The sequence below is a fragment of the Clostridium sp. chh4-2 genome (assembly GCF_002899675.1).
Classification (GTDB): domain Bacteria; phylum Bacillota; class Clostridia; order Lachnospirales; family Lachnospiraceae; genus CHH4-2.
Genome location: NZ_PKUU01000007.1, coordinates 95,442 through 109,945, shown reverse-complemented (window position 1 = coordinate 109,945; position 14,504 = coordinate 95,442). Strand labels below are relative to the sequence as shown.

15 protein-coding genes and 1 riboswitch are annotated in these 14,504 nt (G+C 45.4%); of the genes, 13 read left to right on the top strand and 2 right to left on the bottom strand.

Annotated elements, in window-relative coordinates:
• Window positions 1–37 precede the first annotated feature (37 nt).
• The gene (locus C0033_RS09365) at window positions 38–1,099 is read right to left on the bottom strand and encodes a sugar ABC transporter substrate-binding protein (RefSeq protein WP_103227595.1); all 1,062 of its coding nucleotides are present in this window, start codon (window positions 1,097–1,099) and stop codon (window positions 38–40) included.
• Between the two features lie 604 nt (window positions 1,100–1,703).
• Here C0033_RS09365 and C0033_RS09360 point away from each other — a divergent pair.
• The gene (locus C0033_RS09360; RefSeq protein WP_103227594.1) at window positions 1,704–2,036 is read left to right on the top strand and encodes a Lar family restriction alleviation protein; all 333 of its coding nucleotides are present in this window, start codon (window positions 1,704–1,706) and stop codon (window positions 2,034–2,036) included.
• 973 nt (window positions 2,037–3,009) lie between these two features.
• Window positions 3,010–3,129, top strand: a riboswitch (FMN riboswitch).
• Between the two features lie 152 nt (window positions 3,130–3,281).
• Window positions 3,282–3,923: an ECF transporter S component gene (locus C0033_RS09355; protein ID WP_103227593.1), complete on the top strand. Its 642-nt coding sequence runs from the start codon at window positions 3,282–3,284 to the stop codon at window positions 3,921–3,923.
• Here the strand turns inward: C0033_RS09355 and asnA are convergent.
• The gene (gene asnA / locus C0033_RS09350; protein ID WP_103227592.1) at window positions 3,915–4,922 is read right to left on the bottom strand and encodes an aspartate--ammonia ligase; all 1,008 of its coding nucleotides are present in this window, start codon (window positions 4,920–4,922) and stop codon (window positions 3,915–3,917) included. The genes C0033_RS09355 and asnA overlap by 9 nt on opposite strands.
• Before the next feature lie 477 nt (window positions 4,923–5,399).
• Here asnA and C0033_RS09345 point away from each other — a divergent pair, with 477 nt between their 5' ends.
• From C0033_RS09345 to C0033_RS09300, 11 genes are read left to right on the top strand one after another with little or no spacing between them, the layout of a single operon-like run.
• Window positions 5,400–6,455 carry an L-threonylcarbamoyladenylate synthase gene (locus tag C0033_RS09345; protein ID WP_103227591.1) on the top strand — a complete coding sequence of 352 codons (1,056 nt, stop codon included), beginning with the start codon at window positions 5,400–5,402 and terminating at the stop codon, window positions 6,453–6,455.
• 16 nt (window positions 6,456–6,471) lie between these two features.
• Window positions 6,472–6,966, top strand: coding sequence for a dCMP deaminase family protein (locus C0033_RS09340; RefSeq protein ID WP_103227590.1), 495 nt, complete (start codon window positions 6,472–6,474; stop codon window positions 6,964–6,966).
• A 3-nt stretch (window positions 6,967–6,969) separates the two neighbouring features.
• A complete protein-coding gene (locus C0033_RS09335) occupies window positions 6,970–8,709 on the top strand; it encodes a B12-binding domain-containing radical SAM protein (RefSeq protein ID WP_103227589.1) in 1,740 nt (579 codons plus the stop codon).
• A gap of 10 nt (window positions 8,710–8,719) precedes the next feature.
• Window positions 8,720–9,385: an endonuclease III gene (nth, locus tag C0033_RS09330; protein WP_103227588.1), complete on the top strand. Its 666-nt coding sequence runs from the start codon at window positions 8,720–8,722 to the stop codon at window positions 9,383–9,385.
• A 1-nt stretch (window position 9,386) separates the two neighbouring features.
• Window positions 9,387–10,115, top strand: a complete 729-nt coding sequence (locus tag C0033_RS09325; protein ID WP_103227587.1) for a 3'-5' exonuclease — start codon at window positions 9,387–9,389, stop codon at window positions 10,113–10,115.
• Complete coding sequence (locus tag C0033_RS27775) at window positions 10,108–10,224, top strand: synaptobrevin-B (RefSeq protein ID WP_347501072.1); 117 nt, start codon at window positions 10,108–10,110, stop codon at window positions 10,222–10,224. The genes C0033_RS09325 and C0033_RS27775 overlap by 8 nt, the downstream gene beginning before the upstream one ends.
• A 15-nt stretch (window positions 10,225–10,239) precedes the next feature.
• Window positions 10,240–11,742 carry a VanW family protein gene (locus C0033_RS09320; protein ID WP_103227586.1) on the top strand — a complete coding sequence of 501 codons (1,503 nt, stop codon included), beginning with the start codon at window positions 10,240–10,242 and terminating at the stop codon, window positions 11,740–11,742.
• On the top strand, window positions 11,739–12,311 hold the full coding sequence (locus C0033_RS09315) for an AIR synthase-related protein (RefSeq protein WP_103227585.1): 573 nt from the start codon (window positions 11,739–11,741) through the stop codon (window positions 12,309–12,311). The genes C0033_RS09320 and C0033_RS09315 overlap by 4 nt, the downstream gene beginning before the upstream one ends.
• Window positions 12,312–12,326: 15 nt before the next feature.
• Window positions 12,327–12,809, top strand: a complete 483-nt coding sequence (locus C0033_RS09310) for an Lrp/AsnC family transcriptional regulator (RefSeq protein ID WP_103227584.1) — start codon at window positions 12,327–12,329, stop codon at window positions 12,807–12,809.
• A complete protein-coding gene (locus C0033_RS09305) occupies window positions 12,806–13,975 on the top strand; it encodes an aminotransferase class I/II-fold pyridoxal phosphate-dependent enzyme (RefSeq protein WP_103227583.1) in 1,170 nt (389 codons plus the stop codon). The genes C0033_RS09310 and C0033_RS09305 overlap by 4 nt, the downstream gene beginning before the upstream one ends.
• A 16-nt stretch (window positions 13,976–13,991) precedes the next feature.
• Window positions 13,992–14,483, top strand: a complete 492-nt coding sequence (locus C0033_RS09300) for a tRNA (cytidine(34)-2'-O)-methyltransferase (protein WP_103227721.1) — start codon at window positions 13,992–13,994, stop codon at window positions 14,481–14,483.
• Window positions 14,484–14,504 lie beyond the last annotated feature (21 nt).

Genomic DNA, 14,504 nt, shown 5'->3' with positions numbered 1-14,504 from the left:
CCTGCTTTTATTTATTATCTATCATTCCGTTATTCATTTACCAGCGCATGTCATCCGAAATCTGCCCTACGGTATCCGGTGTCACAACAATAGGTCCCATCTTCACAACCGGAGTCTCAGTAAACTGGCTCGGCTCAATCTCAGCGCTCAATGCAAAGAGCATAAGACGGAAAGCAGTAGCTCCCTGATCGTAACAGTTGGTATAGATTGTTCCGGTCATCTTGCCCTGTTCGATGTATTCCAGTGCCTTTGTCTCGCCGTCAGCACCCCAAATGCTCATTCCTTCCAGACGTCCCATAGCTTCTGCCGCCTGGGAAGCTCCTTCTGCCATTGCGTCATTGTCACAGAATACGCCGTCTATCTGGTCGTATTTTGTAAGGAAGTCACGCATAACCTCATTTGCTTTTTCTGTAAGCCATTCACCGCTCTGTTTGTCCAAGAGCTTCATGTCAGGATATTTTGCCAGAGCGTCCTCAAAACCTGCCTCCAGATTAATACCACGGCTAGCTCCAGGAGAAGCCTGGATGATCACTACATTTCCTTTGCCTCCGCATTCCTTGGCTATGGCCTCTGCAACTAACCTTCCGGCTTCGTAGTCAACCATTGCAACTAAAGCGGTATGAGGGGTATCCGCATCCAGATTCAGGGTGATAACAGGAATACCTGCCGCCTCCGCTTCTTTTACCGAATTAGCGAGTGCCGCTGAATCCGCTGCTTGAAGGAAAATACCATCATACTGCTGATTGATTAAATCCGTCATCTGCTGGATCTGAGTCTCAGCCTGGCTCTTACCATCGAAATACTGTACGGAAATATTGTCATATGCCTCTGCTTCACGTTCCATACCGGTCTTCCACGCTGCTCCTACAGGATGTCCGATATTGTCAATAATAAAGCCCAGTTTTAACTCATCATTGTAGGGATCTTTTACTTTTTTGACTGTTTCTGCCTTAGCAGTGCTCTCCGCATTCCCGGCAGGAGCTGCTGTTTCCGTCTGCTGCGATGCAGCAGGGTTGCTGGTTGAAACGCTTCCGCATGCAGACAGCATCATGGAAGCTGCAACAGTAAGCGCCAGTGTTGTAGCAAGTGTCTTTCTCATCTTTTTTCCTCCCTTGTGTTTGTAGCTTGATTTGTTTTTGACTGGTGGACGTTGCAAAATAAATATAAGTTATATATATATTAGATATATAATACTTTATATTATTTATAACATATAATTTGTATAAATTCAACATTAAAATATGAATTGTAAAGTATAAAATATACATATTTTAAATAAAAATAATTTTTGTAAAAAAATAATTATGTATAATATACTAAAAAATAAAAATATATTTCGTAATAATGTATTATATATACAAAACACTCCTGCGATTCAAAACCATCAGTTTATTTGATACATTCCCAAACACACTTTTCCTATATCATGCACGTTTTCATTGAATAGATCCGCTGTAAGTGCAGCGTGATAATGAATTAACTGATACAAAAGCATGGGTATTGTATTGATTCGCGGTTAATGGTGAGATCACACAGCATTCTCGGAATGCTGTGCCGCGTCTTAAATACTTCCATCGTTCGTGAAGCCGGGGAATATTAGTCAGAAAGATTGCTTCAACGTTATTACTCTGTTATCATTATCATATGAAACGATCACGCCACTGCAAGAACGTTAGCCATACAAAAAAGGAGCGAATTTATTCATGAAATCGATCGGAGAAGAAAATGTACCTCGTGAGGGAAAAGTGTCCCCTAATGGTATAGCAACAATTTCTGGAAAACAATATAAACTAAAGCCATGTCCCTTCTGTGGTTCGTTAAATCTTAAAGTGGATGAAACTAATGACGGTTACTACAATACGCTCAGCGGTTCCCGCCATAGGTTCAATCCTGGCAACAAGTATTATGAATACTATAGGTTGTTTAGGATTTGCTGCAAGAATTGTCGTGCCAGGGGAAATGCGATGCACGAGCCGAAAGAGGTAGTTGAAAAATGGAATAGTCTATCGGAAAGAAGATTTTGGCCTATAGCATGAAAATTCAGACTTGATGTATGATTGAATAAAAAAGCAACAAGCCTAATAGTTTTAATCTGACTATTTGGGCCTGTTGCTTATCAAATGTTAATATGCTTTTAATTAATAACCTGTAATTATCAAATCAAGGTCATATTCACTTCTTCCAGAAAATCGGGTTTTATATTCTCTAATTAAATTTTTAGGAGCAAATAATTTTACTTAAACATATTGTCCCCCTTGTTATTGTTTAAATCATTTACTACATAGCATATTGATATATCCTATATTGAAAATGGAGTACATAACCAAAAGGCTCCTTTATTTTGGACAACAATTGAATAACGGTATGTCTGTGATAATATAAAAGTGTGCAATAACAGTGGATTGATTCAGAAGGAAAACAGTGAGAATAATTTAGATATATTATAAGGACAACTTTTTGACAATTAAAAAGAGCCGCTTGAAAAAAAACGGCCCTAGTATATAATCTAAGTAGAAAGGTTATCGGAAGCAATTTCCGATAACCTCAGTAAATGAATGATGATTAAAGAATAAGCATCTTACTTTGGACGGTAGGGATGCTTATTTCTTTTTATGATTATCTAAGTAAGACAGAGCCGTGAAAACTACCAGTAAAAGTGTAAGTACTTCTATAGTGTCCATAGGGCGTCACCCTCTTTCGTAAGACTAGAGGGCATCGATCGGAAAATCGCATCCTTTATTTCCTAATTAAATTATACGAGAGTATTATAGCATATGGAGAACTGACGTTCAATCAAAACAAGCGCCGATATAAACAGAATGAAGGGAGGAGAATAATACTTTTCGTTCACTGTTAATAAACAAAAATTATCCAAAGTGTGGGGAGAGTGTGAAAAATAAGTTCAATTAAAATAAAGATAAAACTAAAATATGTGTAAAACCCTAAAAATCCCGCAAAATACTTGTATTTCCCGCATATATATGCTATTATGCACCTATAAAATAAATATAAGTTCTTCGGGGCAGGGTGTAATTCCCTACCGGCGGTCAAAGTCCGCGACCCACTTTTTGTGGCTGATCTGGTGAAATTCCGGAACCGACAGTATAGTCTGGATGAGAGAAGAAATTGCAAGAGTGGTAAGAGTGTATACTACAGGCCCCGGATATTTTTCGTATCCGGGGCTTTTTTATCTTTAGGGTGATCGCCCCTGGAATAAAGGCACTCCGTAATTGCAATTCCTCAGACAAGATGAACTTACAAACATGTAGGAGGAAAATGATATGAAACAAAAAGAATTGCTCAGCATTAAAAATGTAACGCTTATGGCCATGTTCGGCGCTTTAGCCGCGGTGCTCATGCTATTTGAGGTTCCGCTTCCATTTCTGGCGCCGTCCTTTTATGGGCTGGATATCAGTGAAGTTCCGGTTTTGGTGGGAACCTTTGCTTTAGGCCCGGTAGCGGGCGCGGTGATGGAACTTGTGAAAATCCTTGTAAAACTGGTTTTGAAACCGACCAGCACAGGATTTGTGGGAGAGCTGGCAAACTTTTGTATCGGATGTGCTTTTGTGCTCCCGGCGGGGATCATCTATAAAATTAAGAAGACCAAAAAAGGAGCAGTTATTGGCATGATAACCGGCACCGCCATTATGACCGTTGTGGGCGTAATTTTAAATGCGCTGGTTATGCTTCCGTTCTACTCCAATTTTATGCCTTTAGATACGATTATTGCGGCTGGCGCGGCCATTAACCCGGCCATCTCTAATGTATGGACATTTGTGATACTGGCAGTCGGACCGTTCAATATCGTAAAAGGTGTGATTGTATCTTTGATTACTGCTTTGGTATATAAGAGAGTCAGCGTTATCATTCACAGCACATCTTCAAGACGTGCCGTGAAAGCGCCGAAAACCACATTAGAGTAAAAAGATTTTATGTTCTGCGCATTCTCTGCGCATCTCTTCAGGCCAGATGCTCGCCTGAACTTCACCCACATGGGCGCGGTCCAGCAGCAGCATACAGAGCCTGGACTGGCCGATACCGCCTCCGATTGTATATGGAAGCTGGCCATCCAACAGCATTTTATGATAAGGCAGGCTGCGGCGATCTTCGCAGCCTGCTTTTTTCAGCTGCTCATCCAATGCTTTTTCATCCACGCGGATTCCCATGCTGGAAATCTCCAGCGCGCAGTTTAAGTTTTCAAACCAGAACAGGATGTCGCCGTTTAAGCTCCAGTCATCATAGTCCGGCGCGCGTCCGTCGTGAGGTTCTCCGCTTGCCAGTTTATCGCCAATCTGCATCAGGAAGACACAGCCGTGTTCTTTGGTGATTAAGTTCTCGCGCTCCTTTGGAGTTTTATCCGGATATTTGTCTTCCAGCTCCTGAGCGGTGATGAAATAGATATCTTTTGGAAGGTGTTTTACTGCCTGGGGATATTTGTACCACACTTCATGCTGCATATGTTTGATGATTTTGAAAATATGTTTGACTGTTTCCATCAGCGTATCCATGTTGCGGTCTTCTTTGGCGATTACCTTTTCCCAGTCCCACTGATCCACATAACAGGAATGGAGATTATCCAGTTCTTCGTCACGGCGGATGGCGTTCATGTTGGTGTAAAGGCCTTCCCCGACTTCAAATTCGTATTTTTTAAGCGCCATACGTTTCCATTTGGCTAAGGACTGTACGACTTCCACCTCTTCTCCGGGAATCCCGGCGATGTCAAAGGCTACCGGGCGCTCAACCCCGCTTAAATTATCATTTAATCCGCTGCTTTTTTCCACGAACAGAGGGGCGGAAATCCGCTCTAAATTCATCTCACGTCCGAATTCTTTCTGAAAAGTATCTCTGATATATTTTATGGCTTCCTGAGTCTGGCGGACCGACAGGTGTGGGTCATAATTATCAGGTACAATGATCGGCATATTAGTTTCCTCCTATATTAAGTCAAATTCTATTTTATGGTTACAGTTCAGCCTTCCGATGCCTGCGCCGGCTCCGGCCGTTTCCATGGCCTTTCCAGTTCCGGTTTCGGGCATAAGCACTTCTAAACGTGCAGGATTTTTCTAAAAGCCAAGGAAAATGCCCAAACTCGCTCCGTACAGGCAAAATGCCCGCTCAAACAAATGGACATTTCCCTTGAACGAAAAATTCTGCGCGTTAAGAATTGCTAATACCCTGCAAAGTCACAGGAAAGGCCATGGAAACGGCCGGAGCCGGCACAGACATCGGAAGGCTGAACTGTTACATTTTATGTTATCATCAATAGGAAAATGTTTCAAGAGCATTGCACCGGAATAACTGTTGTGCTATGATAAAATCTATATGTAAACGCGAAAAATGGCGTAATTTGGCCACTTTCTGTAAATATATGCCGCATCGGCGGTGGAATCGAGGCAGTGATGAGAACTAAATTAGTAAAAATTGAAGATACTGATCATATAAAGGAAGAAGAACTGCAGGAGGCAGCTCAGATTATCCGGGACGGCGGGCTTGTGGCGTTTCCGACGGAAACGGTTTACGGACTGGGAGCCAACGCTTTGGACGAACAGGCGGCAAGAAAGATCTATGAAGCAAAAGGACGCCCTTCGGACAATCCGCTGATCGCCCACGTATCCTCTTTGGAAGAGCTGAAACCATTGGTTAAGGAGATTCCGGAAGCAGCGAAAAAGCTGATGGATGCATTTTGGCCCGGCCCTATGACCATGATATTTCCGAAAAGCGGCGTGGTGCCGTATGGAACGACTGGAGGTCTTGATACAGTTGCGGTCCGCATGCCCAGCGATCCTGTGGCAAGGGCGCTGATCAGCCTGGCGGGGGTGCCAATTGCGGCTCCCAGCGCCAACACTTCGGGACGTCCAAGCCCAACAACCGCCCAGCATGTGTGGCAGGATATGGAAGGGAAGATTGAGATGATCCTGGACGGCGGTCCGGTTGGAATCGGTCTGGAATCCACAATTGTGGATGTGACGGGGGAGATTCCTACAATTTTAAGGCCGGGCGCGGTCACTATGGAGATGTTAAAAAAGGTGCTGGGAGACGTGAAGATGGACCCTGCCATACTGGGACCGTTAAAAGAAGACGTTAAGCCTAAAGCGCCGGGAATGAAATACCGCCACTATGCGCCCAAAGCCAATCTGACATTGGTGGAAGGGGAACAGGAGACCGTGGTTTCGGAGATCAACCGTAGAGTTAGGGAAAAGCTGGAACAGGGATTTAAAGTAGGCGTAATCTGTACGGATGAAACGAAAAACTGCTATCCAAGCGGAGAGCTTCGCAGCCTGGGAATCCGGGCGAAAGAGGAAACCATCGCTCATAACCTGTTTGCAGTATTGAGGGAATTTGACGATCTTCAGGTCGATTACATCTATTCGGAAAGCTTTTCTGACGCGAGCCTGGGACAGGCAATTATGAACCGTTTAACCAAGGCTGCCGGATATCACATTATACACGTATAAAAAAGGAGAAGAAGATATGACACAAAAACGGTCGGATTATATCACATGGGATGAATATTTTATGGGAGTTGCCCTGCTTTCCGGAAAGCGTTCCAAAGACCCCAGCACACAGGTTGGGGCGTGTATTGTGAGCCAGGACAACAAGATCTTGTCCATGGGATATAACGGATTTCCAAAAGGATGCTCGGACGATGAATTTCCATGGGGAAAGGATCAGGAGGAAGAGGACCCTTATAATTCTAAATATTTTTATTCCACCCACAGCGAACTGAACGCGATATTAAATTACCGGGGCGGAAGTCTGGAAGGCAGCAAGCTTTATGTGACGCTGTTTCCCTGCAATGAATGCGCCAAGGCGATTATCCAAGCCGGGATCAAGACGATTATCTATGGCAGCGATAAATATGCCGATACACCGGCTGTACGGGCGTCTAAACGGATGCTGAATGCGGCGGGCGTCCGGTATTACCAATACCAGCCTACCGGAAGAAAGATTGAGGTTGAAGTTTAAGTTATGAAGTTTTTATTGGCTGCGATTAACGCAAAATACATCCATTCAAATCTGGGAATCTACAGCCTGATGGAATATGCGAAGGAAAAGACAAAAGGACAGCCGGGGATTCAGATTGAAATCGGGGAATACACCATTAATCACCAGATGGAAACCATATTAAAAGATATCTATCTGAGAAAACCGGATGTGGTTGGATTTTCCTGCTATATATGGAATATCAGTTATGTGCTGGAGATTGTGCGGGATCTTCATAAGGTTCTGCCGGATACGGATATCTGGCTGGGCGGCCCTGAGGTTTCCTATGACGCCGAACGGCTTCTTAAACAGGAGCCGGATGTTTTGGGGATCATGATGGGCGAAGGCGAGGAGACGTATGCGGACCTGGTTTGTGCTTACAGCCGCGGTGAACGGTCATTTGCCGGGATGGATGGAATTGCCGCCCGGGATGATAACGGCTCCGTGGTGGAAGGAAAGCTGCGTCCGGTGATGGATATGAGCCAGATACCGTTTGTCTATCACGATTTGAAAGACTTTGAAAATAGGATTATCTATTATGAAAGCAGCCGCGGCTGCCCATTTTCCTGCAGCTACTGTCTGTCGTCCATTGACAAATCGGTGCGCTTCAGGGATGTGGAGCTGGTGAAAGCGGAACTGGATTTTTTCCTGCAGAATCAGGTAAAACAGGTGAAATTCGTGGACCGCACATTTAACTGTAAAAAAAGTCATGCAATAGCTATATGGAAGCACATTCTTGCGCATGATAATGGTATCACCAATTTTCATTTTGAAATATCGGCGGATCTTCTGGGGGAAGAGGAACTGGAACTGATGAGCCGGATGCGTCCTGGGCTGATCCAGCTGGAGATCGGGGTGCAGAGCACCAATCCGGAAACCATTTTTGAGATTCGGAGGAAGATGGACTTGGACCGATTGCGCCGGGTAGTTGACCGGGTGAACGGTTATCACAATATCCATCAGCATCTGGACCTGATCGCCGGCCTGCCCTATGAAGGGCTGGAACGTTTTAAACAGTCCTTTGACGACGTTTACTCCATGAGGCCGGAACAGCTGCAGCTGGGATTTTTGAAGGTGCTGAAAGGCTCCTATATGCAGGAGATGGTTTCAGAATATGGCCTTTTGTATAAGAGTGAACCGCCCTATGAGGTGCTGTCTACCAGGTGGCTTGGATATGACGATGTACTCAGGCTGAAAGCCGTGGAAGAGATGGTGGAAGTTTATTACAACAGCGGACAGTTTCAGAACACGTTAAAGCGTTTGGAAGAGAAGATGGGCAGTCCTTATCATATGTACGAAGCGGTTGCATTATATTATGAAGAAAGAGGATTGTCTGAGATCAGCCACAACCGTCCGGCCCGGTATGAAGTTCTGTATGATTTTATCTGCGAAGAGGCTAAAAAACGGGGATTTGAGGATTTGACCGAAGAATTCCGGGATCTTTTGGTCTATGATCTGTATCTTCGTGAAAATGTCAAGAGCCGCCCGTCCTTTGCCAGGGATCAGGGAGAGATCAAAACGCAGATCAGGGACTTTTTCATCCGGGAAGCCCGGGAGTTTAAGTATTTAAAGGAATATGAAGGATACGATTCACGGCAGATCAGCAAGATGGCCCATATCGAAGGAATGGCAGATGGGACGATGGTGCTGTTTGATTATAAGAACAGAGATCCGCTGACCTATAATGCAAAGACATTTTTGCTGACGCCGGATACAAAAGCATGAGAGGATAAGAATGGGAAAGAAAGAGACAAAAGCGCAGCGCGCAAAGCGGGTGCAGACCATATTGGAGCTGCTGGATAAAGAATACGGTACGGATTACCGCTGTTATCTGAACCATGAAACGCCATGGCAGCTTTTAATTGCCGTTATCATGAGCGCACAGTGTACGGATGCCAGGGTTAATATCGTGACTGCGGATTTATTTAAAAAATACGATTCCATAGAGAAATTTGCCAAAGCCAATCTGGAAGAATTGGAGATGGATATCAGGCCCACAGGCTTTTACCATACGAAAGCGAAAAATATTATAGAATGCTGCAAAAGGCTTCTGTATGAGTTTAACGGAGAGGTTCCCAGTGAGATGGAGGACTTAACTTCCCTGGCGGGCGTTGGACGGAAGACGGCCAATGTAATCAGGGGCAATATTTATAACCAGCCCAGCATTGTGGTGGATACCCATGTGAAGCGGATTTCCAGAAAATTGGGTCTGGCCAAATCAGAAGATCCTGAAAAAATCGAATACGAGCTGATGGAGGTGCTTCCAAAGGATCATTGGATTCTGTGGAATATTCATATCATCACGCTGGGACGTACCATATGTACGGCCAGAAGCCCGAAATGCGGAGAGTGCTTTTTAAGGGATTACTGTCCGGCCGGTGAAGGGAATACAGGTAAGTAATATGTTTGATTCTTATGTTTCCGTCGATCTTGAGACCACGGGGCTGGACCCGAAACAGGATAAGATCATTGAAATCGGAGCAATTAAGGTGGAAGACGGCCAGGTGACGGACCAGTTTCATACCATGGTCAATCCGAGAAGGGCGCTGGAGGAGCGGATTCTGGAAATCACCGGAATCAATGACAGCATGCTGACAGACGCGCCGGGAATTGAAGATGTGATTGAAGGGATGCTGGCATTCTGCCGGGGACTGCCCCTTTTAGGGCACCATGTTATTTTCGACTACAGCTTTTTAAAACGGGCTGCCGTCAATCAGGGGCTTAAATTTGAATCTCAGGGGATTGACACTTTGGCTTTATGCCGGAAATTCATGCCGGAAGAAGAAAAAAAGAACCTGACTGCCGCCTGCCGCTACTTTGAGATTGAGAATGAGAATGCGCACCGGGCGCTTTCTGACGCATGGGCGGCTCATAAACTCTTTCAGGAACTTAAAAAAAGATGCCCGGAAGGGGAATTAGAGGTGTTTGAACCTAAAACCCTGGTTTATAAAGTGAAAAAAGAACAGCCGGCGACAAAAAGGCAAAAAGAACTCTTGCGTGATTTGATAAAATATCATAAAATATGTGTAACTGTGCAGATTGAGTACATGTCACGCAATGAGGTTTCCAGAATGACGGATAAGATTATTTCTCAGTATGGAAGAATAAAAGAGGTGAAAGATTATGTTTAATTTCAGTAATAAAAAGACAAAGAAGATCGTATCTTCTGTTATCATTATTTTGTTGGTTCTGGCTATGATTATCCCTACATTGGCAGGGGCATTTTCAGCGATTGGATAGAATGGGGAGCATATTATGAAAAAGAAGACGTGGCTTACTGGTTTGCCGGCCATTGTGTTAGCGGCTGGCTTTAGCTTTATTATGCCGGTATCTGCGAAGGCGGAGGAGACGATTCCGCACGGTTTATACGTAGGGGAACAGGATCTTGGAGGAAAAACAGTCGAAGAAGCTGAGAAAATAGTTGAAGATTATGTGAATGGACTCTCGAATCAAAAGATAACCCTTGATGTGGACGGAACACCGGTAGATACAACAGCACAGGCATTGGGATTTTATTGGAATAACCCGGAAATAGTGAAAGAAACAGCCGAATCTTATCAGAGCGGCAATATTATACAGCGTTTTTTTGCAATCTCAGATCTGGAGGCCAAGCCGGAAAAACTGGCTTTGAGCACTCAGGTGGATGAAGCGAAGGTTGCAGAATTTGTAGAGACAGAATGTGCGGGCCTTGTTGCGGAGCCGCAGGATGCGGTGATCACCAGGGAAAACGGACAATTTATCGTTACACCGTCCGTAGACGGGCTTATGATCGATTCACAGGCCACCACGGGCGCATTGAATGAAGCGATCGCTTCCGGACTGGAGCAGCCGATAACGGCCGCTGCCGTCGTGACAAAGCAGGAACCGGCGAGAAAGACCGAAGACCTGGAGACAATTCAGGATCTGCTTGGAACGTATACGACGGATTTTAGCAGCAGCGGAGCTTCCAGATCCACCAACCTGAGGGTTGGAGCAGGAAAGATCAACGGCCATGTGCTGATGCCCGGAGAAACATTGTCAGGTTATGAGTGTATGCAGCCGTTTACAACGGCCAACGGCTACGCTACGGCGGCCGCTTATGAAAACGGCCAGGTTGTAGACAGTGTGGGCGGCGGCGTATGCCAGATTGCCACCACGCTTTATAACACTTCGCTTTTAGCGGAGATGGAGATCACCCAGAGACAGAATCATTCCATGATCGTTACGTATGTAAAACCTTCCATGGACGCGGCGATCGCAGGAACATTTAAGGATATTAAGATTACCAATCCATATGATACTCCGGTTTATGTGGAAGGGTATACTTCAGGAAAGTCATTAACCTTTTCCATCTACGGCAAGGAAACAAGGCCGGCGAACCGCACGATCAAATACGTGTCGGAAACGCTGAGCGTATCGGATCCCGGCGCTCCGACGGAACAGGTGGACCCAACGATGGCGCCAGGAACCAGGAAACAGGTTCAGTCGGCCCACAGAGGGATGAAATCAAGGTTATGGAAGTATGTTTATGTGGACGGAGTGGAAAAAGAGAAGACACTTTTACACACAGACACTTATAACGCTTCAAAAGCGATTGTCAAAGTAGGGCCGGCAGCACCTCCGGTAGCTGCGCCGGTGGAAAGTATACCGGAAACACCTGCGGAGACACAGCCGCAGGAACCAAAGATTGAAGGGCCGGGAGGCAGTCTGGGAGGAAATTCTCCATCAAACCAGCCGGCACAGGAGATCCCTAACGGACCGGGAGATGTGCCGTCATGAGAGGAAAAACAGACAGGGAACGCCTCGGTGTCATGAAACCGGGGCAGGATCTTGTAACAGCAGGATATATTGGGGAAGCAGGGACTGCCGGAATCATTTCTGAAAAAAGGCAGGAACTGCTCAGCCATTTTTCCCCGTTATTTTTAGATCAGAAAGCAGAAGAAGAGAACAGGATAGGCGGGAATCTGGAGCAGTGGGAACGGTTCGGCGCAACGGAATGTGAAGCGGTGGGAGAAGGCGGCATTATGGCCGCGCTTTGGAATCTCTCCGGGGCATATGAAGTCGGCATCGAATTTTGGCTGCGTCAGATTCCTGTTCGGCAAATGACCATTGAGATTTGTGAATATTATGATTTGAATCCTTACCGCCTGTTATCGGAAAACTGCGTTATCCTGGTATGCAATAACGGATACCAGTCCGTCACTGAGTTAAAAAGGGCGGGAATCCCGGCGGCGGTGATCGGAACTGTGAACCGCGGCCTAAAACGTGAAATCTACAATGGGGAAGGCAGAGGCTTTCTCGACCGGCCCCAGAGAGATGAAATATATAAAGTATTAAAAATCATTTAATCAGGAGGCAATTTTATGAGAGAGAAAATTTTGGCGGTTATGGAAAAAAACAGCAGAATCGACATCAAAGATCTGGCGATTCTATTAGGAGAAAGTGAAGTCGCGGTCGCCAATGAGATTGCCGAGATGGAAAAAGAGAATATTATCTGTGGTTACCACACCCTGATTAACTGGGATAATACCAGCGACGAGAAGGTTGTAGCATTAATTGAAGTTAAAGTAACTCCTCAAAGGGGCATGGGATTTGACAAAATCGCAGAACGTATTTATCAGTACAGTGAAGTGAACTCCGTTTACCTGATGTCAGGCGCATTTGATTTCACTGTTTTCATCGAAGGCAAGACGATGAGACAGGTGGCGCAGTTTGTATCGGAGAAATTATCACCGATGGAATCAGTGCTCAGCACAGCAACCCATTTTGTATTGAAAAAATATAAGGATCACGGCACAGTTCTCGTTGACGAGGTCCATGACGAAAGGATGTTAATAACCCCATGAGAAATCCATTAGCTGATAAAGTAACAGTGATCCCCCCTTCGGGAATCCGTAAATTTTTTGATATTGTAAGTGAGATGAAAGACGCAATTTCACTTGGCGTTGGAGAACCTGATTTCGATACTCCATGGCACATCCGTGAAGAGGGAATCTATTCCCTGGAAAAAGGGCGCACTTTTTACACATCCAACGCAGGCCTGAAAGAACTGAAAGTGGAAATCTGCAATTATCTGAACAGAAAATACAAGATTACATATGACGCTGACCGCGAGGTGATGGTGACCGTAGGCGGTTCTGAAGCCATCGATATCGCCCTCAGAGCCATGTTAAACCCTGGGGATGAGGTTTTAATCCCTCAGCCAAGTTATGTCTCCTATGTGCCTTGTACGGTGCTTGCAGACGGTGTGCCGGTTGTGATCGAACTGGAGGAAAAAGACCAGTTTAAACTGACGCCGGAAAAGCTTCTGGAAAAGATTACGGATAAGACCAAGATCTTAATCATGCCGTTTCCCAATAACCCTACCGGCGCAATCATGGAAAAAAGCGATATAGAGAAGATCGCCAAAATTGTGATTGAAAAGGATTTGTTTGTCATTTCCGATGAGATTTATTCAGAACTCACATATAAAGACCATCACGCCACCATCGCGGCTGAGCCTGGAATGAAGGAGCGCACCGTCTTAATCAACGGATTTTCCAAATCATATGCCATGACAGGCTGGAGGCTGGGTTATGCAGCTGCACCTCGTGAGATTCTGGAACAGATGGTTAAAATCCACCAGTTTGCCATCATGTGTGCTCCAACCACGAGCCAGTATGCAGCCGTATCCGCACTCCGCAACGGGGATGAGGATGTGGTTCATATGCGGGAATCTTATGACCAGAGACGGCGTTATCTGATGCATGCATTTAAGGAGATGGGGCTGGAGTGTTTCGAACCTCACGGCGCATTTTACACATTTCCGAGCATCAAGCGTTTCGGCATGACATCGGATGAGTTTGCAACCCGGCTTTTGCAGGAAGAAAAGGTGGCAGTTGTGCCTGGAACGGCGTTCGGCGACTGCGGAGAGGGATATCTTCGTATCTCTTATGCATACTCATTAAAAAACTTAAAGGAAGCTTTGGGAAGAATCGAACGGTTCATCCGCAGGCTGGATGAAAAAGCATAAAGAAAAGAGAACAGCTATGAATGTAGTATTATTTGAGCCGGAGATGCCGGCGAATACCGGCAATATCGGAAGGACATGCGTTGCAACCGGAACAAGGCTTCACCTGATCGAGCCCCTTGGCTTTAAGATCAATGAAAAGGCGCTGAAACGGGCCGGACTGGATTATTGGGATAAGCTGGATGTTACGGTTTACTGTGATTATCAGGATTTCCTGAACCGGAATCCGGGAGCCAAGATCTATATGGCAACCACTAAGTCCAAACAGGTCTATTCGGACGTCAGCTATGAGCCGGACTGTTACATCATGTTCGGAAAGGAAAGCGCCGGGATACCGGAGGAGATCCTTTTGGAAAACCAGGAAACCTGTGTCAGAATCCCCATGTGGGGAGATATCCGCTCGTTAAATCTTTCCAATTCGGTGGCCATTGTTTTATATGAGGCGCTGAGGCAAAATGGGTTTGAGAAGATGACGCTGCAGGGACATCTGACAAAATATGACTGGAAATAGTTGACTGCATTACAAAGAAAA

Excerpts from the sequence above, each read along its gene's own strand:
- asnA (WP_103227592.1), bottom strand. The coding sequence starts at position 4,922 with ATGCCGATCATTGTACCTGATAATTATGACCCACACCTGTCGGTCCGC.
- nth (WP_103227588.1), top strand. The coding sequence starts at position 8,720 with ATGGGAAAGAAAGAGACAAAAGCGCAGCGCGCAAAGCGGGTGCAGACC.
- C0033_RS09315 (WP_103227585.1), top strand. The coding sequence starts at position 11,739 with ATGAGAGGAAAAACAGACAGGGAACGCCTCGGTGTCATGAAACCGGGG.
- C0033_RS09300 (WP_103227721.1), top strand. The coding sequence starts at position 13,992 with ATGAATGTAGTATTATTTGAGCCGGAGATGCCGGCGAATACCGGCAAT.
- C0033_RS09355 (WP_103227593.1), top strand. The coding sequence starts at position 3,282 with ATGAAACAAAAAGAATTGCTCAGCATTAAAAATGTAACGCTTATGGCC.
- C0033_RS27775 (WP_347501072.1), top strand. The coding sequence starts at position 10,108 with ATGTTTAATTTCAGTAATAAAAAGACAAAGAAGATCGTATCTTCTGTT.
- C0033_RS09335 (WP_103227589.1), top strand. The coding sequence starts at position 6,970 with ATGAAGTTTTTATTGGCTGCGATTAACGCAAAATACATCCATTCAAAT.
- C0033_RS09360 (WP_103227594.1), top strand. The coding sequence starts at position 1,704 with ATGAAATCGATCGGAGAAGAAAATGTACCTCGTGAGGGAAAAGTGTCC.
- C0033_RS09310 (WP_103227584.1), top strand. The coding sequence starts at position 12,327 with ATGAGAGAGAAAATTTTGGCGGTTATGGAAAAAAACAGCAGAATCGAC.
- C0033_RS09305 (WP_103227583.1), top strand. The coding sequence starts at position 12,806 with ATGAGAAATCCATTAGCTGATAAAGTAACAGTGATCCCCCCTTCGGGA.
- C0033_RS09320 (WP_103227586.1), top strand. The coding sequence starts at position 10,240 with ATGAAAAAGAAGACGTGGCTTACTGGTTTGCCGGCCATTGTGTTAGCG.
- C0033_RS09345 (WP_103227591.1), top strand. The coding sequence starts at position 5,400 with ATGAGAACTAAATTAGTAAAAATTGAAGATACTGATCATATAAAGGAA.
- C0033_RS09325 (WP_103227587.1), top strand. The coding sequence starts at position 9,387 with ATGTTTGATTCTTATGTTTCCGTCGATCTTGAGACCACGGGGCTGGAC.
- C0033_RS09365 (WP_103227595.1), bottom strand. The coding sequence starts at position 1,099 with ATGAGAAAGACACTTGCTACAACACTGGCGCTTACTGTTGCAGCTTCC.
- C0033_RS09340 (WP_103227590.1), top strand. The coding sequence starts at position 6,472 with ATGACACAAAAACGGTCGGATTATATCACATGGGATGAATATTTTATG.